18 protein-coding genes and 2 pseudogenes are annotated in these 21,951 nt (G+C 58.3%); 6 read left to right on the forward strand and 14 right to left on the reverse strand.

Annotated elements, in window-relative coordinates; translation table 11 throughout:
* Positions 1 to 179: 179 nt before the first annotated feature.
* A complete protein-coding gene (locus tag JCM15831_RS04170) occupies positions 180 to 1,796 on the forward strand; it encodes a stimulus-sensing domain-containing protein (protein ID WP_035773892.1) in 1,617 nt (538 codons plus the stop codon).
* Positions 1,797 to 1,807: 11 nt separating this feature from the next.
* On the opposite strand, the gene JCM15831_RS04175 is transcribed toward JCM15831_RS04170, so the two are convergent.
* From JCM15831_RS04175 to mlaD, 7 genes and pseudogenes are all read right to left on the reverse strand, one after another.
* Positions 1,808 to 2,146, reverse strand: a complete 339-nt coding sequence (locus tag JCM15831_RS04175; RefSeq protein ID WP_156938738.1) for a UrcA family protein — start codon at positions 2,144 to 2,146, stop codon at positions 1,808 to 1,810.
* Between the two features lie 313 nt (positions 2,147 to 2,459).
* A pseudogene (locus JCM15831_RS16565) lies at positions 2,460 to 2,959 on the reverse strand (disulfide bond formation protein B).
* Positions 2,956 to 4,297: pseudogene (locus JCM15831_RS16570) on the reverse strand (alpha,alpha-trehalose-phosphate synthase (UDP-forming)). The pseudogenes JCM15831_RS16565 and JCM15831_RS16570 overlap by 4 nt, the downstream one beginning before the upstream one ends.
* Positions 4,297 to 5,040, reverse strand: coding sequence for a trehalose-phosphatase (otsB, locus tag JCM15831_RS04190; RefSeq protein WP_025822942.1), 744 nt, complete (start codon positions 5,038 to 5,040; stop codon positions 4,297 to 4,299). Before otsB ends, JCM15831_RS16570 begins: the two are co-directional and overlap by 1 nt.
* Before the next feature lie 155 nt (positions 5,041 to 5,195).
* Positions 5,196 to 5,924 carry a DUF2155 domain-containing protein gene (locus JCM15831_RS16575; protein ID WP_025822944.1) on the reverse strand — a complete coding sequence of 243 codons (729 nt, stop codon included), beginning with the start codon at positions 5,922 to 5,924 and terminating at the stop codon, positions 5,196 to 5,198.
* Positions 5,921 to 6,127 (reverse strand): hypothetical protein, encoded by a 207-nt coding sequence (locus JCM15831_RS04200; RefSeq protein WP_025822946.1) that lies wholly within the window; start codon positions 6,125 to 6,127, stop codon positions 5,921 to 5,923. The genes JCM15831_RS16575 and JCM15831_RS04200 overlap by 4 nt, the downstream gene beginning before the upstream one ends.
* Positions 6,124 to 6,624: an outer membrane lipid asymmetry maintenance protein MlaD gene (gene mlaD, locus JCM15831_RS04205; RefSeq protein WP_025822948.1), complete on the reverse strand. Its 501-nt coding sequence runs from the start codon at positions 6,622 to 6,624 to the stop codon at positions 6,124 to 6,126. The genes JCM15831_RS04200 and mlaD overlap by 4 nt, the downstream gene beginning before the upstream one ends.
* Positions 6,625 to 6,856: 232 nt before the next feature.
* On the opposite strand from mlaD, the gene JCM15831_RS04210 reads away from it, so the two are divergent.
* The 4 genes from JCM15831_RS04210 (at position 6,857) to JCM15831_RS04225 (ending at position 10,492) form a co-directional block, all read left to right on the forward strand.
* Complete coding sequence (locus JCM15831_RS04210; protein WP_025822949.1) at positions 6,857 to 8,425, forward strand: TSCPD domain-containing protein; 1,569 nt, start codon at positions 6,857 to 6,859, stop codon at positions 8,423 to 8,425.
* A 32-nt stretch (positions 8,426 to 8,457) separates the two neighbouring features.
* A complete protein-coding gene (locus tag JCM15831_RS04215) occupies positions 8,458 to 8,922 on the forward strand; it encodes a RidA family protein (protein ID WP_025822953.1) in 465 nt (154 codons plus the stop codon).
* A 61-nt stretch (positions 8,923 to 8,983) separates the two neighbouring features.
* Positions 8,984 to 10,138 carry a GNAT family N-acetyltransferase gene (locus JCM15831_RS04220; RefSeq protein ID WP_025822959.1) on the forward strand — a complete coding sequence of 385 codons (1,155 nt, stop codon included), beginning with the start codon at positions 8,984 to 8,986 and terminating at the stop codon, positions 10,136 to 10,138.
* 162 nt (positions 10,139 to 10,300) lie between these two features.
* Positions 10,301 to 10,492 carry a hypothetical protein gene (locus JCM15831_RS04225; RefSeq protein WP_025822961.1) on the forward strand — a complete coding sequence of 64 codons (192 nt, stop codon included), beginning with the start codon at positions 10,301 to 10,303 and terminating at the stop codon, positions 10,490 to 10,492.
* Positions 10,493 to 10,527: 35 nt separating this feature from the next.
* Here the strand turns inward: JCM15831_RS04225 and JCM15831_RS04230 are convergent, their stop codons facing one another.
* From JCM15831_RS04230 to JCM15831_RS04245, 4 genes are all read right to left on the reverse strand, one after another.
* Positions 10,528 to 12,543, reverse strand: a complete 2,016-nt coding sequence (locus tag JCM15831_RS04230) for a M1 family metallopeptidase (RefSeq protein WP_025822962.1) — start codon at positions 12,541 to 12,543, stop codon at positions 10,528 to 10,530.
* Between the two features lie 136 nt (positions 12,544 to 12,679).
* Positions 12,680 to 13,912: a glycosyltransferase family 32 protein gene (locus tag JCM15831_RS04235; protein ID WP_025822964.1), complete on the reverse strand. Its 1,233-nt coding sequence runs from the start codon at positions 13,910 to 13,912 to the stop codon at positions 12,680 to 12,682.
* A 439-nt stretch (positions 13,913 to 14,351) separates the two neighbouring features.
* Positions 14,352 to 15,641, reverse strand: coding sequence for an adenosylhomocysteinase (gene ahcY / locus JCM15831_RS04240; protein ID WP_025822967.1), 1,290 nt, complete (start codon positions 15,639 to 15,641; stop codon positions 14,352 to 14,354).
* Between the two features lie 126 nt (positions 15,642 to 15,767).
* Positions 15,768 to 16,139, reverse strand: coding sequence for a hypothetical protein (locus tag JCM15831_RS04245; protein WP_025822969.1), 372 nt, complete (start codon positions 16,137 to 16,139; stop codon positions 15,768 to 15,770).
* Between the two features lie 210 nt (positions 16,140 to 16,349).
* Here JCM15831_RS04245 and JCM15831_RS04250 point away from each other — a divergent pair, with 210 nt between their 5' ends.
* On the forward strand, positions 16,350 to 17,435 hold the full coding sequence (locus JCM15831_RS04250) for a CorA family divalent cation transporter (RefSeq protein WP_025822971.1): 1,086 nt from the start codon (positions 16,350 to 16,352) through the stop codon (positions 17,433 to 17,435).
* Between the two features lie 45 nt (positions 17,436 to 17,480).
* Here JCM15831_RS04250 and JCM15831_RS04255 read toward each other — a convergent pair whose 3' ends face one another.
* The 3 genes from JCM15831_RS04255 to JCM15831_RS04265 form a co-directional block, all read right to left on the reverse strand.
* Positions 17,481 to 17,996 carry a 2'-5' RNA ligase family protein gene (locus JCM15831_RS04255; protein ID WP_025822972.1) on the reverse strand — a complete coding sequence of 172 codons (516 nt, stop codon included), beginning with the start codon at positions 17,994 to 17,996 and terminating at the stop codon, positions 17,481 to 17,483.
* A gap of 117 nt (positions 17,997 to 18,113) precedes the next feature.
* Entirely contained in the window at positions 18,114 to 19,049 is a 936-nt protein-coding gene (gene trhO / locus JCM15831_RS04260; protein WP_035773899.1) for an oxygen-dependent tRNA uridine(34) hydroxylase TrhO, read from the reverse strand.
* Between the two features lie 172 nt (positions 19,050 to 19,221).
* The gene (locus JCM15831_RS04265; protein ID WP_035773901.1) at positions 19,222 to 21,567 is read right to left on the reverse strand and encodes a TonB-dependent receptor; all 2,346 of its coding nucleotides are present in this window, start codon (positions 21,565 to 21,567) and stop codon (positions 19,222 to 19,224) included.
* Positions 21,568 to 21,951: the final 384 nt, after the last annotated feature.

Genomic DNA, 21,951 nt, shown 5'->3' on the forward strand with positions numbered 1-21,951 from the left:
CGCAGCGTGAATCCTCCCCTCGGCGGTCGCGCCGCGGTGCGCCGGGTCTGGTATCTCAGGCGCTCAAGCGTTTGCGCAGACGGTCTTTTCGTCATGCCGATACACGGGCGCTCGAGGCAGGTCGTGACGGCAAGGCAGCGGAAAATCGCTTCAAGCTGCCCCGGTTTGCGTCGCCGCTCATGCGACGCATTTTTCTGCTCAATACGCTGCCTCTGGCCATTCTGGCCGTCACGCTGCTCTTTCTGAACGATTTTCAGAACAGTCTGCTCGAAACTGACGTGAATGCCCTGCGCGAGCAGGCTCATATCTATGCTGCTGCCATGGGGCAGATTGCTGTTGTGCGCGATCCGTCACGGCATCCTTTTCCAGGGGCGGAGTTTCAGCTCGATGGCAATCAGGCGCGACCGCTTCTGCTGCGTCTGACCGAGCCCAGCCCGAACGTGCGTGCCCGTCTGGTGGGACCTGACGGAACGCTTGTCGCCGATAGTCTGAACGAAGCGGCTCTGGTGCGTCGTGGGCGCAAGCGGCAATCGGGAGCGGGCGAACCAGCGCCGCCGCCGCACTGGCAGCCGCCACGCAATAACGGCGTCGAAATAGCCTATGAGTGGCTGCTTTCGCTTTTGCCGCTCTCCTCACGCGAGGGGATCGTAACGCTGGAAACGCAGGATAATCCGCCTCCCTTGCGCTCAGCAGGTGACTACCGAGGCGTTGAGACATCGCCCTATATCCGGCGCACCCCGGCCCATGAGCTGGTCATCACGATTGCCGAGCCGGTCATGCATGAGGGTCAGACGGTGGGCATTATCCAGCTCACCCGTCAGGCTCAGGAAGTGGATCGCTCGCTTTTCGCCGTGCGCTCCTCGATCCTTTCCCTGTTCCTTGCCGCCATGGCCGTGACGGTTCTGCTTTCGTGGTATCTCTCGATCACCATCGCACGACCTTTGCTTCGTCTCGCCGTGGCCTCTCATGATATGCGCGATGTCGCGGGGAGGGCCGACACGGTGCCGGAAGCCCTGCTGGTTCGACGTGACGAAATCGGCGTGCTGGCGCGTGCCCTGCGCGGCAGTGTTCTGGCGCTTTGGGCGCGGATGGATGCCATCGAACGCTTTGCGGCCGATGTCAGTCATGAAATCAAGAATCCGCTTTCCTCGATCCGCTCGGCCATCGAGACGTTGCCCCGTATCGAGAACCGCGAGCGTCAGACGCGTCTTCTTGCGATCATCAATAATGACGTGCGACGTCTGGACAGGCTGATCACCGATATTGCCGATGCCAGTCGCATCGATGCAGAGCTGTCGCGCGCCCGGTCCGAGCCGGTTGCTGTCGGGATGCTGCTTTCCATTCTGACAGAGATGCACCAGACGACGCGCAAGCCCGAAGATGCCATTCTCGTTCTCGATGACTCACATGACGATGCAACGCATCCCCTGAAGGTTCTGGCCGTGGAGGACCGTCTTGTTCAGGTCTTGCGCAACCTGATCGGCAACGCGATTTCCTTCTCGCCACCACGTGGGCGCATCACGCTGTTCATGCGGCCGGAAGACCGACAGATCCGGATTACGGTCAGCGATGAAGGGCCTGGAATTCCCCCGCTCAAGCTCGAAGATGTTTTCGATCGCTTTTATTCGGAACGTCCCCAGACAGAGAATTTCGGTCAGCATTCAGGGTTGGGTCTCGCCATCAGCCGACAGATTGTCGAGGCTCTTCACGGCACGCTTCATGCCGAGAACCGCTACGACGAAGCCGGAAAGATCATCGGTGCCTGCTTCGTCGTGATGTTGCCACGCGCGCAATAGGGTCTGCCCGCTCATGAGCGGGCGAGACGTGTGACGCTGGCCGCCTGACGACGCGCATAGATCGAGCGCATCTGCTCGACACCATGGTCGTAGGAAGTCTGGGTGCACTCTTCCACATCGGCTTCGCGCTGATCGCTTGCGCCCATATCGCGATTGCAGATCTCAGAGGCCTTGGCGCGAATGGCGTCTGCAACCCGGTTCCAGTTGCGGTCGGAGGAGAGATCGATTTTGGAAACATCGATTTCTGCCGACTGTGCGCTCGGCGTTTTGTGTTCCTGAGCGAGGACGGGCTGAGCCGAGACGGAAACGAGGCTGACGATGGCAACGACAGATTTGGTAAGTCCGAACATGATGAGATCCTCTTCCTGACCTCGAACCCTGTGTTCGATGGCCTGATCTCTCTCATGCAAAACCCGTGCCAAACCTTATTCCGAGGCAGAATTTTATTGCCTCTTTTGAAAATAAGGGGATGCAGTGCTAAAAATACCCAAGAAGAGCGCACTACGACTCATGTTGGTCATTTTTGCCACTAAGAGATATTTTCAAAGGGAAAGTCTTTTTGATTTCCGACGAGATGGTCGAGATCAGGCGATTTTTACGCGGCTGTTTCGGGTCGCGGGCCTGGTGCGTAAGGCCCTGATAGAATGGAAAAGGCTGCCCTGTTCAGCGTGCTGCGTGCCAGCTACGTGCCTGAAGGACGACGCTATAGCTCACGGCGGCAAATAAAAGAGCCGCAGCAATTCCGCCAAGTACGGTCATCGAGACCGGCAGGTGGAAAAGATAGGTCGGATCGTCGCAGGGCTTGGCCGGTCGGAGGGGCATGGACGCCATACGCTCACGAAAGCTCATTCCGGCGTGGTAGACCGGAGCATGGCAGGCCGGAAACGGGCTCCGCCACCATTTCTGCTCGACCCCGTTATGCAGCCCTGCCAGCATCACGGCTGTTGCCAGAGCAGGGAGGGTCAGCACGGTCGCCCAGAACCCGACGGCTCCCGGAATGAGGAGAGCGAGCACGCCCAGAAACGCGACAACCCGCCAGGCATGCGCTCGATCAGGCAGAGCTCGCAGGGCGCATAGCCAAGGACGTGTTCTGTCCAGTAGGCCAGAAAAAGGGCCACAAAACCGGAGAGAAACAATAATCCACCGGTTAGTCGAGCAATCATCCCTGTCTTTCGGTTTCTTTGAGCATTTCGAGAAAACCGTCTGCCCAGTTTGCTGCCGTATTCTGGGTGACGTCGCGGTGAAGAGCCTGCCAGCGTCTCTGCCGTTCTTCAAGGCTCATTGTGATTCCGGCATGAATCGCATCGGCGATGCCTTCATGGTCATAGGGGTTCACCATTAGGGCTTCTTCCATCTCGGGTGCTGCCCCGGCGAGAGAAGACAGGATAAGCGCACCGGGATCATCCGGGCTTTGGGCCGCGACGAATTCCTTGGCGACGAGATTCATGCCGTCCCGCAGAGGCGTCACAAGAGCCACATCGGCAATGCGGTGAAAACCGGCGAGAACCTCGCGCGACACTGACTGGGTAAGATATCGTATCGGAGACCAGTCGAAATTGCCGTGCATGGCATTGATATGGCCTGCCATCTCGTCCAGCTCCCGCCGTAGAGAGCGATAACTGGACACCCCAGCACGAGAAACCGGTGTGATCTGCAGCAGAACCGTTTGCCCCTTATGTTCGGGATAGCGGTTCAGGAAGGTCTCGTAGCCGTGGATGCGCTCTGGAATGCCTTTGGAATAATCCAGACGATCAACGCCGAGGATCAGCTTGCGTCCACGCAAGGAGCATGAAGACGCTGCACTTCTTCTGCCATGACGTTGCGCACCGCCTGCTCGCCGAACTCCTCGGGATCGATCCCGATCGGAAAGTGGGCGGCGCGTGCAGGGAGGTTATTGGCCTCGAAGCACCCGTTCATGTTGTTCGCGTCTTCTGCCGTCTGCACGCCAATCAGATCATAGGCGGCCATTTCGCGCAGCATTTCCTCTGCGCACGGCATTACCCGGGTCACGCTCCATGGCGGGAAGGGAATATGCAGGAAAAAGCCGATCTTTGCCTTGACGCCCCGCCGCCGTAGCTTCGCGCCGAGCGGAAAGAGATGATAGTCATGGATCCAGATCGTATCGTCTTCGCGAAGTAAGGGGACGAGCTGATCAGCGAAGAGCGCATTGACTTCGCGATAGACCTTATAATCGGTCCGCTTGTAATCGATGATCCCGATCCGGTAGTGGCAAAGCGGCCAGAGAAGACCATTCGAGAAATTTTCGTAGAAATGCTCGTATTCGCTGCGGGTCAGATCGATCGTCGCATAGGTGCAGCTCTCATGCGTGTCGAGCTTGGGGGTCTGATCCTTGGAATGGCCGATATGCGTCCCGACCAGCCGAACCAGAGGCTCTCTGTGCCACGCACGGCGTCGCGCACGCCGACGGCAAGCCCTCCGGCAGGCTGGTTGCGTTCTCGAGGGGCGGGAACACGATTGGAAACAACGACAAGGCGACCCATCAGGCTGTCTCTCCATAATGGGCAAGCCAGGCCCGGAATGCGTGCGCAGTCGGAAAGTCATCGGGAATGAGATAACCGTACCCACCCATAGCTCTGGCACTGCGAACACCGTCCATGTCAGTGACATCGTCGCCGACGAAGAAGGGAATGCGTCCTGCGAAAGGAGACTGTGCCATCAGGGCTTCGACGGCCTTCCCTTTATGGACACCTGCAAGTCGGATTTCCCAGGCCATCTTGGAAGGATGAAGCTCGAAGATATCCTGACCTTCGAGCCAGGATTCTATGACGGCTTTGAAGATCGTCTCGGCAGCCGGATTGCCTCGGTAATGAAGCACCAGACCCGCTTTTTTTCGTTCAAGCGACGTTCTGGGTGTCGCTGCGATCAGGAGCTCGGCTTCCTGAACCCAGAGCGAAGGCAAAGAGGCGGCATTGACCGGCTCTTCTGCGCCGTCCGGACTGCGGCGAAGGGTCAGGCCATGTTCGCCTGCAATGGCAGTTGGGATGCCCGGCAGGAAATGATCGATTTGTGCGATCGGGCGGCCAGTGACGATGGCAAGGGCCCCGCCGCAACGCTCTTTGAGACGCAACAGGGTCTCGTGGAGACCTGGCTCAACCTGAACAGAGTCAGGTGTGGGGGCAATATCGACCAGAGTTCCGTCGAAATCGAGCAGAAATGCCGCCCTATCCGATGGAGGAGCTGCAAGGTCAAATGACGGTTGAGCCAAAGGAGAGGGGGTTGTCATGTGGCTGATAACTTCCTCAATGATACGCGGTTGCACCGAAATGCAGGATGGGCCGCGTTATCTCCCCCAAATCTGATCAGAATGTGGTGAGAGGGTCAGAAAGTTGAGGCATCAGCGATGAGAGAGCGGGGGCGGCGGCAAAAACCGGGTGTCAGTTACCGCCCGAGAGGGGAGAGTTGCATGGGGCCACCGGACTCCTGACCAGGGTTCTGCGGTGCTGTCGGCACAGCCCGAGGGGGTGACGCAGCAGGGGCTCCGAGCGGCGCGAGCGTGGTCGGTCCGCCCGATGGGGAGGACGGAAGGCCTCCGGGAAGGGTTTGGGGGGCGGGGGAAGCTTGCCCAGAGGGCTGACCGGGCTGCTGGCCTGGATCATTCAGATCGCCCGGCTGGTTCTGCGCCCCCTCAGGCGAGGCAGTCGAAATTTCGGGAGCGACCGATTGAGGCAGAGGAGCAAGAGCGGGATCGGTTTTGGGGCCCGCGCAGGAAATGATGGCGATGCCGTAAAGAGCGCTCTTATAGGAGCTAAGGGAGGGCTCCTGCGCCAGAATCCATCCCTCGTAATGAGCATCCGGATCGGTATCGTCGCTGGTGGCGATAAGGGCCGCCGCATCGCTTGGCAGGGTTTCCGGCCTCTCGACACAGCGTGTGACGCCAAGACGCAGGCTGCGATAATGCGCCTGACCGCCGACCGGTATGGTCAGGGTTTCGATGTGGGAGTCGGCGCGGTTAAGCACGCGAAGTACAGCTTCGCCGCGCCCCTGCCACAGATCGGCAGGGTAAAGCACCGGCGGCGCAACCGCCTCGGCGGCCAGACCGGCGCTGTAGGGAGCAAGACTGATCGAAGCTGCGCAAAGAAGCTGGGGGAGAAGGCGCGCGCGTCTCATGTATTGAGCTCCTTGAGGGCGCCGATCATGTCGGTCAGGTGACGGCGCATGGAATCAGGCGCAACACCCATCAGAAGCGCATCTTCGAAGACATCCTGAAGGGTCTGTCTCAGCTCGACCTCATTTTCTCTCAGGACCTTGAGCTTTTCGACGCAGGCGATGGGCTCGCCCTGACGATCGGTCCAGAGGGTCGGGGAGGTCATGGGGTTGCGGCCTTGCGGCTCTTGTCGAGCGAATCCGTCACAGAAAAGATGAACTTGCTCAGGAGCTGCTCGAGACTGATGGCGCCCTGGGTCTGGGAGACGACAGCGCCCGGAGTCAGGTTTTTCTCGTCGCCGCCGGGGGAGAGAGCGATATATTTGCCGCCCAGCAAACTGTCTGAGGTCACGATGGCAGCGCTGTCTGTAGGCAGGGCAATACCGTCGCGCACCGTGAAGCTGACATCGGCACGAAAGCTCTTGGGGTCGACTGTCTCGGAGGTGACGTGGCCGACGGTGATCCCGGCAAGCCGGACGTCCGAGCCGACAGAGAGACCGTCGATCTGGTTGAACACCGCGTGCAACGCATAGCCATCATGACCACCCTGGCTGCGGCCGAGCACGGCGAGGGCAAGCAGGGCTGCAAGAGCGGCGAGAACCAGAAAACCGGTCGTCAGCTCGAGAAGGTTGCGACGGGGGCGCACGCCAGACAATGAACTCATGGGCTTTTCGGAACTCACAGACTTTGGGAACGCACAGGCTTTGCGTGCCCGGCAGGTCAACCCTGACAGGCAAACCAGAGTCCTACAGGCTTCGTCTGCAAGCGTCCATCACCCTGCCCGGCTTCGGTGTTCGAATGTTATCCACCATATCCCCATTTTACGGACCATTATCCTCATTCAATCGCGTCGAATGACCCTTTCTCGGCCCCGGTTAGAGGCCTAAATTCATCCTATGACAACGCTTCTCCAGTGGAACGGGGTGCGTATGCGCGTCGCGCATGTCGCTGCCGATCCTGACGATCTCGCCCTGCGTTCCGTAACGCTTCCTGCCAGTTGGGAAGACGAGGCGGCGATTGCGCTTTTGCAGCTCTCCGGCGCGTCGGGCGCCTTGCGCCTGCCTGTCGAGACAGCGCGATGGCTCGATCGTCTTCAGGGCTTGCCCGCGTTTGCCGGAGAGGGCGCCATAAACGGAGCGGACGAACCGGCCCGGCCCCTTGGTTCCGCTCTTGCGGACGCCTTGCTGCAACGTCAACTCGCGCCGACGGCGTCCCTGTGGCAGGGCCAGGCCGATCGACGCGCCGGGTTCGTGCTCAATCTTGCAGCTTTCGTTCATGAGGGAGATTTTTCGGGCGAGGCGTTCGTCTCGACCGTTCGTCTCGCCTGTGTCGCACTGCGGCGTTTGCATGCCGTCAATGGGCCGATGCTCAATGGGGAGCTGCCGCTTTTCGACATGCAGGCAGCCTCTTCGTCCGAGCCGGATGACAGTGGCGGTCCAGCCGGCACGTTGCTCCTGACCAATCTCGATAGCTGTCTGGCCCTGATGGGCCTCGATTACGACAGCGAAGCAGGGCGTGATGCCGCCTGTTACCTTTGCTGGCTGACCACGTCGCTGGCGCGGCAAGGCGCAGGGCCGGTGCCGTTGCCGCCTGTCTCCTGCCCAATCCCGGGTCTCGAAGTTCTGGGCCGTCAGATCCGTGACGAGATGGAAGACAATCTGCCAGATCTGCCGAACCGGGCCCTGATCGAAACCGGGTTTTCTGTCTCTGGTCCGGTCGATGCGCTTCTGGGTGTTGAATCCTGCGGATTAGCGCCGATTTTCTCGCCTCTTCGTCCTGATGGGCATTTGCGGATCAGCGCGTTGTCCCGTCTGGCTCATCGCGGACTGAGCATCGAGGCCGCTCTGGCTGCTGCCGTTCTGGGTGATAACCCGCTTCCGGTGCCGGGTCCCGATGCTCATCTCCGGATGCATCGCGCTCTGACCGGGTTTGTCGATCGCATGCCTGCACGACCTGACCCGAGAGCCTCTCTGCCGCTGACGGCACGTCTGGAGCGGGGCGCGCGTCGCCCTCTGCCTGCCCGCCGTGGTGGCTTTACGCAGCGTGCAGCCATCGGGGGCCATCGTCTTTATCTGCGCACGGGAGAATATGAGGACGGATCGCTCGGCGAGATCTCTCTAACGCCGGGTCGCGAGAGCTCCATGGTGCGGGGATTACTCGAAAGCGTAGGACAGGCGGTCACGATTGGCCTTCAGCATGGGGCTCCTTTAGGGGCTTATGTGGAGCAGTTTGCCCATACGCGGTTTGGGCCTGCGGGGACGGTCGAGGGCGATCCGGTTGCGGCCTATGCCTCATCCCTGCTTGATTATGCGTTCAGGGCGCTGTCAGATAGTTATCTGGGCAAGCGCCTGCCAGATAGCGCGCCGGAAGATTCTCATCCGATTGAAGAGGATCCGATGCTGCCGCTCGACATTCCCGGTGATCTCCCCCCGCGAGAGCGTGGCAGGCTGCGTCTGGTCAGCTGACGGGAGACATCTCTCAGCAAGGAGACATTGCCATGTCTGAAACGCCTACAACGCGTCTCGCCGCTCTCGGTCTGCAACTGCCCAAGGCGGCTGCACCCGTTGCGACCTATGTCCCGGTGGCACGGAGCGGGTCCCTTCTTGTCGTGTCAGGGCAATTGCCTCTCTCGGGCGGGACGCTCAAGGCGACTGGCAAGCTTGGTGAGGATGTTTCTCCTGAACTCGGGCATGAATGTGCTCAGCTCTGCCTCCTGAACGTGCTGGCGCAGGTGCAGGCCGAGCTGGGCGATCTGTCAAAGGTGAAGCGCATTGTGCGTCTTGGCGGCTTTATTGCCTGCACGCCTGATTTCACTCAGCATGCAACGGTTATGAATGGCGCTTCTGATCTGGCCGTTGCCGTGTTTGGCGATGCCGGACTTCATGCCCGTTCGACCATTGGTGTGCCCTCCCTGCCGCTCGATGCGCCGGTTGAGGTCGAGGCTCTGATCGAGGTCGCCTGATCTCTTTCGCTTTAAGCAGCCTCCGGTTGATTCGGTGTTGGAGACGGCCCAAATGCCCAGCATGACAGAATGGTCTCTGACGCTTCACGCCTCTATTACCGAAATCGGTGCCGCGGCATGGGATCGCTGTGCAGGGGACGATAACCCGTTCCTCTTCCATGCCTTCTTTCTGGCGCTTGAAGAAAGCGGTTCAGTGGGGGCCAGAACCGGGTGGCTGCCCCGCTATGCTGCGCTGCATGACGGGACTGGTCTGGTCGCCGTCGCTCCGCTCTTTCTCAAGGGGCATTCTTACGGCGAGTATGTCTTCGATCAGAGCTGGGCGCGCGCCTATGAGCAGGCTGGGGGGCAGTATTATCCCAAGCTGCAAATTGCCGTTCCGTTCTCTCCGGTCAGTGGGCAACGCCTGCTGATCGACCCGGCCCATCGCGCGTCCGGTGCGATCAGGGGCGTATTTGCCGATGCATTGCGTCAGGCCTGTCAGGAACTCGGGCTGTCTTCCGTCCATATGAGTTTCTGCACGCAGGACGAGCAGGAGACGCTCTCCGGCCATGGCTGGATGGGGCGGATTGGGCTGCAATATCATTGGCATAATCAGAATTATGCCAGCTTCGATCAGTTTCTCGAGGCTCTCGCTTCGCGAAAACGCAAGGCCATCAAGCGTGAACGACGAGACGCACAAAGCTGCGGGCTCGATTTCCGGACGTTACGGGGGCCAGAAATTACAGAGGAAGACTGGGACCGTTTCTACACTTTCTATCAGGCAACGATCGATCGCAAATGGGGTCATGCCTATCTGACACGCGCGTTCTTCACCGGGCTGTCAGAGCGTCTTGGAGATCGTGTGGTGCTGATGCAGGCTCTCGATCGGGGCGTACCCGTGGCGGCGGCACTCAATCTCGCCGGACGCGACACGCTTTACGGGCGGAACTGGGGATGTGAGGGCGAGTGGCCCTTTCTGCATTTCGAGCTCTGCTATTATCGCGCCATCGATTTCGCCATTGCGGAGGGGCTAAGCCGCGTCGAAGCGGGCGCGCAGGGCGAACACAAGATCCAGCGCGGCTACTTGCCGAGCCTCACCTATTCGAGCCATTTCATCCGCGATCCGGCGCTCGCTCAGGCGGTCAGGCCGTTTCTGGAGGAAGAGCGCGCTGCGATCATGCAGGAGAAGGAGGCCCTCGCCTCATTTTCTCCCTATCGAACTGAAAATATCAGTTGAGAACGACTCTCACTATCATATAGGCTGATCTCCTCGTCAGCACGCGGGGCTGCTCTCCGCGTCTTTCCGAAAGCCCTGAGGCTTAGGATCGTTGTTTCTACGGATCTCTTCTGCCTGATCGAATGGTCGGGCGGAGGGATGCAGTCGTGAGGGTCAGACTGAATGATCAGATATCTGTCGACCGGTGCCGCCGATCTCGCGCGTTTGCTCGCACAGAGCCACGCTACCCAGCCCTCGCCCGTCTGGGCCGAGGCACAGCTCTTTTTCGGTTTTGAATCAGCCGAGCGAAACGAGGCTGCCGGTCTTTCCAGCTCCGGAGGATGGGCGGAACATATGGAATCCGCCGCTGGCTGAGAGGATCCCGCGCTGAAAGCGCGAGGATTTCTCCATCAGGGATTGGCGTTGGTACCTGGCGTCAGGGTCAGACCGCTCCGATCGGGGATCGGTAATCCCTGCTCCGGATCGAGCGCGATACGCCTGACTGCCCCGTGATCGGGGAATGTAAGACTCAGCCTGTCATGAAGCATCCAGGCTTCGGTCGGGATAAGACGTTCTGCGCTAGTCCCGTCCTGCCAGGTAACCCGCAAGAGGACTGGCAGGATCAGTTTTCCCTCATTACGAATGCCGACACTGATCGTCTTTTCTGCACCGCTTTTGGCGGGGTTTTGAGCCACGCCGTCGAGACGATATTGCGGCCACCAGTTTTCGAAATACCAGCCACGCCAGAACCAGGTGAGGTCTTCACCCGCTTCGCTCGACATGAAGCGGAAAAAGTCCGAGGGCGTTGGGTGTTTGAACGCCCAAGCGCGAATATAGGCGCGGAAGGCTGGATCGAAACGCTCTGGCCCAAGAATTTTCTCTCGCAACAGCGTCAGTCCGTAAGCGCCTTTGAAATAGGTGACTTTGTGCCTGTATTTCTCCGGGACGAGTTCGGCAGGCATCATCAATGTCGGGGCGTCTGAGGCGGTCAGAACAGGAACGATGTCTTTTGCCGGGTTGCCTGTCTCGGGGGCGTATTCGGCATCCTTCTTGGGGGCGTACTCGCCGTGGTTGAAATGCTCTGAGGCATAGGCATCAATGAACGTGTTGAAGCCCTCGTCCATGAAAGCGTGGCGCCGCTCATTACTGCCGACGATCATTGGAAACCAGCCATGACCGAGCTCGTGAGTGGTGATCCAGAACAACATGTCGTTCTTGTCCTGCCAGCCATCGAAAACGATGCCAGGATATTCCATGCCTGCACCATGACCGCCAAGATTGACGGCATTCGGCCAAGGATAGGGATACCATTGCGATGAGAAATACTCGATCGCGTGCTTCACGTACTCGGTTGAGCGATCCCAGGCCTGGGGCCCAGCGCCTTCACGGGGATAGACCGACATCGCCAGGCGAGGCTCCGGTTTATGCCCTCCGACACCGGGCAGTGCTGGGAGGTCGAGCTTGGCCGCATCCCAGATGAAAGCAGGCGAGGCCGCAAAAGCCACGTCACGCGTGTTCTCCATATGGAAGCGCCAGGTTTTCTCCCCGGAGCGTGCCACATGGCTCGCCGGATCGAGGACATCCTGAGGGGTGCGGATCAGCACGCGCTTGTCGCTCTTTCCGGCTGCGGCCAGACGGGTCTGCTCCGTTTTCGTCAGGACCTCTTTCGGATTGGTCAGTGCGCCTGATCCGACAACCGTGAAGTTCCACGGCACGGTTACGGCATAATCGATGGTGCCATATTCGAGATAAAATTCCTGACCGAGATAGGGGAGTGTGTCCCAGCCTTTGAGGTCATCATAGACGCATAGCCGTGGATACCATTGGGCGAGCTCATAGATCTCGCCATCCTTGACCTTGGTGACGGCAGTCCGCCCGCCCCATTCACCGGGAACTGTATGGTGCCAGGCGATATGAAGTTTCAGCGCGTGACCCGAGCCCGCCAGAGGGGCCAGGAGGGTCACCTGCATGCGCGTGTCTGAAATGTGGAAATGAACGGGCTTCTCGATGCCGTTTACGTCCACTGTCACACGCTCGATGACAGCCCCTTCGGAACTTGCCGGGTGCCAGTCGGGGAAGGCCACCCAGGACCGTGAGTCCCTGCGATAGAAATTCTGATCCAGCTGAAGCCACAGGACGTCAAGCGTATCGGGACTGTTATTGGTGTAGGTTACGCTCTCCGTCCCGCTCAGGACATGGTTGTCCGTGTCGATGCGCGAGGCAATGCGATAATCGGCGCGATTTTGCCAGTAACTTGGCCCCGGTCGACCGGAGGCACTTCGCCAGACATTGGGTGCATCGGGCAAGACAAGGGTGTCGAATACCGGTCGCATCGAGAGTGGCATGGTCTGGCTGGGTGCCGGACGGGCGGCAAGAGCCGATCCTAGGCAGGACGCCAGACCGAGAGGGATAAAAAGCCTACGCATTCGGGAGCGACCTTGTTGACGGAAGAGGAAAATTCTTCCGTCAATCGTTTCACTTCCGTTTCCACGACGCAAGGTGGTTTTCGCGACCGCCCCGCGTTAGCTGAGGCGATCGAGAGGACCTCGATGCTCTTTTGGATCAGACAGCCTGCCAGTGCGGGGTCTGGGATTTGTAAGGCGTATCGAATTCCTCGATGAGGCGGCTGAACACGTGGTGGTCGTGTACACTCGTCGGAGGCAGTGAGGCGATACCGGAGAGGTCGCGATGCATCAGGCGGTTTAGCGCCCGGTTGAAGACACCTGGCCCTGTCTTGTAGGCGATGAACAGGCCTGGATGCAGATAGCAGTTGCGATAAACGTTCAGCAGGCATTCGTTCAGCAACGAGCTTTGCGGCACAGAGCCGAAGAAATCGTTATGAACAACGTTGTTGTGCGTCAGGAACAGGACGTTCTCTTCCTTTCGGTCGAGAATAAACTGAAGAGCCTGTTCGTCCCGAATGCGAATATCGGCGTCGAGCCACCAGCCGCCAAGTGCCTGAATGACGTGCACGCGCAGAATGTCAGCGGCTTCGGCTGGATGCCGGGCACCCAGAAAGAGCGAGCGTGCTTCGATGCCATAGACATCGTAGAGCCATTGCTCTGCTTCCGCCTTGTCAAAGATCTTGACGTCGAGCCCGGTAATTTTCCGGTGGAACTCGAAATTACGGACGATCTCTTCCGGCGGGTTTTTATCCCAATAGAGGAACAGCTTGTTCGGAATGACCCGTTGCGTGCTGCACCTTTTCGAGAAGGGAAAGTCTGCGCTGAGAGCGAAGCCGAGGAAGAGGGAGTCGATCTCTTCCCCAGTGTGGAACTCTTCGAATGCATTTGCCGTGAGGCGCATGGCGCCTATCGGATTGTTCTCGCGCCAGGCCTTGTGAACGCTGCGGATGAAGTTGGCGTGCGGGAGGCATAATGCGCCCAGTTCATCCACCTCGCTGGACGGCAAGGGCAATCCGGCTTTCATGAGGCAGAGCAGGCGTGCCTGAAGCAGCGACTGTGCAAGCGGGTATTCGCCAGGGCTTTTTGAATGGAGCTCGTAAGCGATGCGATAAAAGCGAGAGGCTTCTTTTACACGGAAATGAGTGTGAAGAATATTTGCAAGCGTAAAAGCATGCATGACTGTCGTGCAGCCATTCTCCCTATAGAAGGCGAGAGCCTGCTCGTCTTGAGCAAAATCCGTTTCAGTAAGCGTGTCCAGCCCCGTCAGATTGTCCGACGGAGCAGTTTCAGGCTCCACCTCATCGGTCTGAGATGTTGTTTCAGACCGAGCTTCATCCCACGCACCGATATCGGTCAAATCGTGATCTGGCTCCGGATTATTACGCTCCACTGCCTTTGAATCCTGCTTCTGTGACGCCTTGATTGTCAGGCTATCTCACATTTGTATCGTGATGTCCAATTTCTAATGGCGTGGAATATTGAAGAAGGATTTTTATATATTTATTATATCGAAATACACATGAAACACTAACTTACAAATTCGAGAAAATTCTTCTCTCTGTCTGTATGTGTGGAATCTTTGGACAGTAAATTGACTCTGAAGTAGGAACTTGAAGATTATCACAAAGACGCCATTAGGTCTCTGACGTCGTTTTCACCTATTTCCTGGCTTGTCGACTAGGGCCAGAAGGCGATGTCCCTAAGAATGGTTTTGATTTGAGCGTTGGATAGATATTTGAGGAAGTATAATTCTTTATTCTTGGGGATTTTGTCATCCCTAAGAAAGCACCTAGAAGAAGGCGCAGGTTATTCACCTGCGCCCCTTTTTCTTAGTAGCGGTATTCTTCGTGCTTGAACGGACCAGCGACGGGTACGCCGATATAATCGGCCTGCTTGCCGCTCATCTTGCTCAGCTCGGCGCCGACCTTGGCGAGATGAAGTGCTGCCACCTTCTCGTCCAGCTTCTTCGGCAGGGTGTAGACCTTGGTCTCGTACTGGCCGGGCTTGGCTGTCCAGAGTTCGATCTGAGCCAGAGTCTGGTTGGTGAAGGAGGCCGACATCACGAAGGAGGGGTGACCCGTGGCATTGCCAAGGTTCACGAGACGGCCTTCGGACAGCAGAATAATGCGCTTGCCATCGGGGAACTCGATTTCGTCCACCTGCGGCTTCACATTGTCCCACTTGTAGTTGCGCAGGGCTTCGACCTGAATTTCGCTGTCGAAATGGCCGATATTGCACACGATGGCGCGGTGCTTCATCTCGCGCATATGCTCGACAGTGATGATGTCGACATTGCCCGTGCAGGTTACGAAGATATCGCCACGCGATGCGGCGGCTTCCATGGTGACGACTTCATAGCCTTCCATTGCGGCCTGAAGAGCGCAGATCGGATCGACTTCGGTCACGAGCACGCGGCAGCCTGCATTGCGCAGCGACGCCGCTGATCCCTTGCCCACATCGCCATAACCGGCGACGACGGCAACCTTGCCGGCCATCATGACGTCGGTGCCACGACGGATGGCGTCGACCAGGCTCTCACGGCAGCCGTAGAGATTATCGAATTTCGACTTGGTGACGCTGTCGTTCACGTTGATGGCCGGAACCTTCAGCGTGCCCTTCTTGGCCATTTCCCACAGACGATGCACACCCGTGGTCGTCTCTTCGGACAGACCACGCACATCGTTCAGCATCTCGGGATACTTGTCGTGCATGAGAACGGTCAGATCGCCGCCATCATCGAGGATCATGTTCGGTGTCCAGCCATCGGGACCCTTGATGGTCTGCTCGATGCACCACCAGAACTCCTCTTCGCTCAGGCCCTTCCAGGCAAAGACCGGCACGCCGGTTGCGGCGATGGCAGCAGCAGCCTGATCCTGGGTCGAGAAGATGTTGCACGACGACCAGCGCACGGTGGCGCCAAGGGCTGTCAGTGTCTCGATCAGCACGGCAGTCTGGATGGTCATGTGCAGACAGCCAGCGATGCGCGCGCCTTTAAGCGGCTGGCTTGCGCCATATTCCTCGCGGAGGGCCATCAGCCCGGGCATTTCGCCTTCAGCAATGGAAATTTCCTTGCGGCCCCATTCGGCCAGGGCGATATCGCGCACCTTGTAATCGGTCATTCTGAAACCCTTGTCTTTCTCTAATGAGGGGCATTTGTATAAAGCGAGTTCGGCCATTCGGCCAGCACGCATAAAAAACGCCCGTCTCCTACGGAGCGGGCGTTTCAGACTTTATCAGAGAGAGGGTTATTTCTCTGCTGATTTAGCTGTGGTTTTCGAGTGTTTGTGGTGATGCTTGGGTTTGGACGCGGCCTCATGCTGCGGAGATGAGATCGGCATCTGCGTTGACGTTTCCCCGGTCAACGAGGCTTTGGCAGAAGGCGCGACGGGAGCCTTGGGGTCAGGCTGCTCGCTCATCTGGTTTTTGAACGTCTCGTTCTGTTCGGTCGGATTATGGATCTGACTCGACTGGTTTTTGAGTGTCTCTGCCGTCTTCGCGTTGGGAGCGACGTCGCTATCGGTCACGGTGCTCGCCTGGGCGAAGGCAATCTGATGGACCCCAAAGGGTGTCGCAAGAAGAACGGATACGGCCAGAGCGGCTCTGAGTGCATGTTTCATGACAGGCTCCTGTCGAAAAACCGGGAAGGGGGCGTCCAGTATGGTTCTTGGTTTTGAAGGACGCTCGAACGAGCTGGTAACAAACCGACAGCGTTCCAGTTTCCTCTCCTGCAGATTAAGGTTTGAAAGCGGTTGCCTGTCTAGGGCACACATGCGACAGAGCTGTCAGCGCAATGCCCGCGCGCCCGATCCCTCACGATGGAGGATGGCATGTCCAACACACGCTCGCAGCTGCCGTTCTCAGTCGTCGCAGGTCAGGACATGAAGCCGAGCAGTGCCTTGCCGCATGGGATCGCGAACGGGCTCGTCTGGGCGATCAGGGCACGCCCCGGTGAAGACCCTGCTCCGCTTGAGCCGCATGAGATCGAGAGTCTTCTCAACGATCGTACGCCGCCGTCTAACTATCCCAAGCCATCGGAAAGCTGGGCCTGGCTGCATTTTGACACCGTGCATAGTTCTGCACGACAGCATGTCGCCACCCTGCCCTGCCTGCCAGAAGATGTCAGTGCCATGCTGGCGGAGACAGAATATGGCGTGATGCTTGAAGCCCTGCCCGGCCTTGTCTGGGGCGCGCTGCCTGCTTTTGACGACGCCGTATCGGAAGAAGATCGCGATATCTGTGCCTGGCGTTTTGCCATGCGCCCTGATCTGCTGATTACCACCCGGCGCAACCCTATCCCGGTGCTGGGTGCAGCTTTTCGCACGCTTCGGGCGGATTCGATCCCCCGGAGCCCAGCCGGGGTGATCGACCGCGCCTTGCGGGAATTTACTGGCAGTGTGCGTCGCCAGATTGGCAAGCTCGATGATGAACTCGACCGTGCCGAAGACGCCTTGCTCCTGATCGAACGCCGTACCGATCTGGGTCATCTGGGCGGCATCGTGGGTAAGGGCCGCCGACGCGCGACGGAGCTGCGCCGCGTTGTGACACCGATCGACCGTGTGCTGCGTGATGAAGATCTGGAATTGCCCGAATGGGCCGAGGATGAATTGCGTGACCGGACCGAGCGTCAGGTTCACGCCGCGCTGGACGATATGATTGCGCTTCTTGACCGTGCCCGTTCGCTTCAGGATGAGCTGGGGTCATCTCAGGCTGAAGAAACCAACCGTCGTCTTTATATCCTGACAGCGGCCACCATTCTCATGTTCCCTGCGACGCTGGTCACCGGATTTTTCGGCATGAATACGGGGGGGATGTATCTGGCGAGTGGACAATTCGGGACGCTCGAAGCCGGACTGGTCTGCTTCATCGCGATGATCCTGACCTGGGTCTTCCTCAAACTCGCTCGCCTGCTCTGACGCGGTTTCGGTCGGCTGCGTGACGACGAAAGCGCGATATCTGGCTCATTGATCTGTGAAGGGAACGCGCTCAAGCCTTTCCCATGGTCCACCCAGATAACGCCATAAATTCAGGGCGGCTGCGCGGCTCTCTTCTCGTGCTGGCTCCGTTGAAAGCCGGGCATGCAGGTCACGGGCCTGTTCGGGAGTGACCTTGTTTTGCACTGTCAGATGAGGACGCCAGGGGGCCTGATCCTGCTTTGTCAGTCGTTCATTTGGAATGAGCTGACGGATGGCCTCGCGGATCTTTGCCCCGTCAGGGCTGAAAATACGGTAGGCCACGCCGCGCCCCAGGAGATAGGGAGCCTCGATCCGCACCAGAGGGGCAGGACGTCTCTGCTTCATGACAGTCAGAACATCGTCCCTGTCGATGGCGTTCATGGCATGGAACAGTGTGATATGCGCGGGAACAATATTTCGTTCGGGTGGAAAATAGAGATCGCGCTGCCTTTGTGCCCAGCCTTGATCTTCTGGGGCCAGTTCAAGGGTGAGGATGAGCGGTGCCTCGGCGTGTTCTTCCATTGTCGTCGACGATCCCTTCTTTATGGCTGATGTGAAGCCAAAGCGGATCGCACCCTAAACGGGTTGCAGAACAAACAGATCGCCGATGCGGCTTGTTTGTCTACTGCTCCAACGGGTTTACTCGCCGCCGATATGGTGTTTGCCGCGTGAACGGGCGAGATCTTCCTGATGCTGGCGGGCGGCGTAGCGGGCGCGTTGGTTTTCAGTACGCTCGCTCGCACAGGCAGGGCATTGCACGCCTTCGACATAAAGCGCGGAAGCTTTGTCTTCAGCCGAGACGGGGCGGCGGCAGGCGTGACACAGATCATAGGCGCCCGGTTCGAGCCCATGGCGCACGGTAACGCGCTGGTCGAAAACGAAGCATTCGCCTTCCCATTGGCTCTGGGATTCAGGCACTTCTTCCAGATATTTCAGAATGCCGCCCTTGAGGTGATACACATCCTCGACACCTTCGGAGAGGGCGAAAGCGGTCGATTTCTCGCAGCGTATGCCGCCTGTGCAGAACATGGCGATTTTCGGCTTGCGCCCTTCTGCTTCGAGAGCCGCGCGACGGGCGCGGAACCACTCAGGAAATTCACGAAAGCTCTGGATGTCAGGGTCAATGGCGCCTTTGAACGTCCCGACCGCCACTTCATAGTCGTTTCTGGTGTCGATCAGGATCGTATCGGGGTCGGCAATCAGCGCGTTCCACTCGGTAGCCGGGACGTAGTGCCCGACACCGGTGAGCGGATCGATATCGGGTTGACCCATGGTGACGATTTCACGCTTCAGGCGCACTTTCATGCGGTTGAACGGCATGGCGTCATTATAGGAGAGCTTCCATTCGAGCGCGTCGCATCCGGGCAGGGTGCGAATATGCGCGAGAATGGCTTCTATCCCCTCGGAGCTCCCCGCAATGGTGCCGTTGATGCCTTCACGTGCGAGGAGGAGGGTGCCTTTGATACCGTGGGAAAGGCAGGCGTCGAGAAGAGGCCCGCGTATTGCAGCCGGATCGTTGAACGGAGTGAAGCGATAAAGAGCCGCAATGCAGAAGGTGCCTGCGTCATGATAAATCTTCCCGAAGCCTGAAAACCACTTTTGCGGCTCTCTTAGCGCAGAAGCGGGGGCGAGGCCTATCAAGAATGGCCGAGCGATGCTTGAGACCGGGGAAGCAAGCTTTGATTGAGCGGGGACGATCTCTTTTGCAGAAAGGGCAGGGCCGGTGAAAAACCGACCCTGGAATGTCTCAGTAATTCAGACTGATCTGACCGAGGAAGGTGCGGCCAGCAGTGGGTGTGGCCCGGTTCACGAACAGGCTCTGATAGTTCAGGCGGTTGGCAAGATTATAGCCGTTGAGCGCGATCTTCCAGTGCGAGCCCAGCCGGTGAGAGATGACAGCGTCAAAATCTAGATTGGCCGGAACACGGACTGTATTGGGTGTGTTCAGCCACACATGCTGACGCCATGTCAGGCCACCGCCAAACGAGATATTGTAAGGCTTGTTCGGGAAGGCTTCATAAACAGACCAGAGTGTCGCCTGATTATGCGGCACATACTGCACCTGCTTGCCAACGGCCGCAGCGTTGTCGGAGGAAAGCGTCTTGCTGTCGTAGAGGGCGTAGGTCGCCGAAATATTCCAGCCGCGCATGATCATGCCGCCAACCGAGAGTTCGAGCCCCTGGTTGCGCTGCTTGTCACTCGATCCCAGTACCTCACCCGTGACCGGATCGGCGTTGAGGGCGTTATTCTTGTCCAGACGAAACAGCGATGCCGTAAAGCCCATGCGATCATGGAAAGCGCTATATTTCGCTCCAACCTCGTACAGCGTGGCCTTTTCCGGGCTGGCGAAGGAATTGGTGCCCGGGCGGATCGGTACGGAGCCGTTGGTGACGTACATACCGCTTGGCGTCGTCGACGTGGCCCAGGTGAAGTAATAGGTCTGATGCGCGTCGGGCGTCGCAACAAGACTGACATTGGGGTTAAAGACGCTGCTGACCTGATGGTAGTGGATGTCAGGATTGGCTGCGACATTGCCGCCCGTCAGATTGTAGCTCGTTTGCCAACGATCCCAGCGGAAACCGCCTTTGACGGATAGCCAGTTCGTCATCCAGATCTGGTCGTACAGGAACAGGCCGGTATCAAATCCGTAGCCGTTCGAATTGCCCTTGGCGCCGAGCGCGCCAAGGCTGACGAGGCCGCCCGGGTTCATGTCGCCTGGCACGGGGCGCAGATCGCCGACATTGGGGTTCGGATTGACCAGAGAGGCAAAGGGTTTGGCTTCGAGATAGGTCGATTGCGACCGCACGTCATTGACGCGTTCGATATCGAAGCCGGTCACCAGCTGGTGTTTCAGGAAGCCTGTATGAAAATCGGCCACCATCGAGGCCACATTCTGGATTGACCAGCTTGTCTGCTGATAGGGCAGAGGCGCGAGATAGGTGCCGGGCCCTTTACCATTACCCGCGCCACTGGGGCCTGAGCGCGCGACGAGAGCGGAGGCCAGATTGCCGAGGAAGTAGTTATTGACGCAGGTCTTGTCGCAGGTCGCCTTCGATGCGGCGAAATTGCGATAGAACTGCCCGCCACGAAGATCGTCATAGAACTTGATATGGTCGTTGAGTTTGTAGGAGAAACGCGCCGTTTCCATATTATCGTTGGTGGCGTTCTGATCGAAATTCGTGCCGTAAAAATTGGTGCGACGAATGCCGTACTGGGTAATGGGCCCCCCTGTTCTGGCACCGGGGGGCGTGATGACCGGCACGCCGAAATCGGGCACCGAATTCTCCTGCTGGTGCATATATTGCAGGACGAGCGTGGCTTTGCTTCCCAGTCCGAAGGCGATCGACGGTGCGATGCCCCAGCGATGGGAATAGATGGAATCTCGTCCGACGACATTATTCTCGCTCCCCATGCCTGTGATGCGCAGGGCCGTGTGATCGTCGAGTTTTTTGTTGAAATCTAGGACTCCGCGATAGAAGGAGCCCGATCCGCCGTTGAATTCTGCTGAATAATGATCGGTCAGGGTCGGTGTCTTGGTAATCATATTGATGGCGCCACCGGTCGTGCCGTTACCGAAGACTTCGGAAGACGGGCCTTTGATGACCGACACGGTCTCGAGATTGAAGGCATCCCGGCTGTAGACGCCGAAATCGCGCAGCCCATCCTGATAGATATCGTTTTGGGCCTGGAAGCCTCGGATCAGGAACTGATCGCCATTCATGCCCCCCGCACCCTCACCGATGGATGAGGTGACACCCGGTACGTTGCGCATGGCTTCGTCTACCGATTTGACGTTTTGCTGCTTCATCAACATCTGCGGCACGATGTTGATCTGTTGTGGGGTGTGCAGGGCATCCTGCGGCATACGTGAGAGACCGATCGGATCTTTCAGCGTGTTGAAGCCATTGCCGACGACCGTAATCTTCTCATCGGCTTTGTCCTTGTCGCGCTTTTCCGCTTTGCGGTGACGCTGCGGTTTCTTGTCTTTCTGAGTGTCTGGCGTGTCCGTTGCAGCAAAGGCCTGTGTCGATCCGAGAATGATCCCGGTCAGCATCGGCAGGAGAGAAAGGGTTTTGCGCGAGGGGGAACGCATGAGATGCGACACTCCGGTTAGTTGCGAGGGTTTCGCAACTCCTTAATGAAAGCGCGTCTGATTCTCAAACTCTTTGTAAGAAACTATTATTGATTTTTATCTTAGTATTAAAAATGGTAACCAAAACATATTTCCTTTCTCGCCAGATCAGACTGGGAAACCCCTTCGTCACGGTGAGAATTGCTGCGATGAGCGGGTGTCCTGAAGCAGCTTTGCCTCGTGCTTTTCATGGGATCGAGCGCGACCTCAAACCCGGCTCGGAATGGCTTCCGAGGGAGGCTGCGCTGACCGGGCATGACGGGCTTGGTCATGCATGCTCACGAAACAGTCTCTTGATCTGACTGGTTTTTTAGGGAAGCTCGGCGGCGCTCGTGTTCGTTTACC

Source organism: Asaia astilbis JCM 15831 (assembly GCF_000613845.1).
Lineage (GTDB): Bacteria > Pseudomonadota > Alphaproteobacteria > Acetobacterales > Acetobacteraceae > Asaia > Asaia astilbis.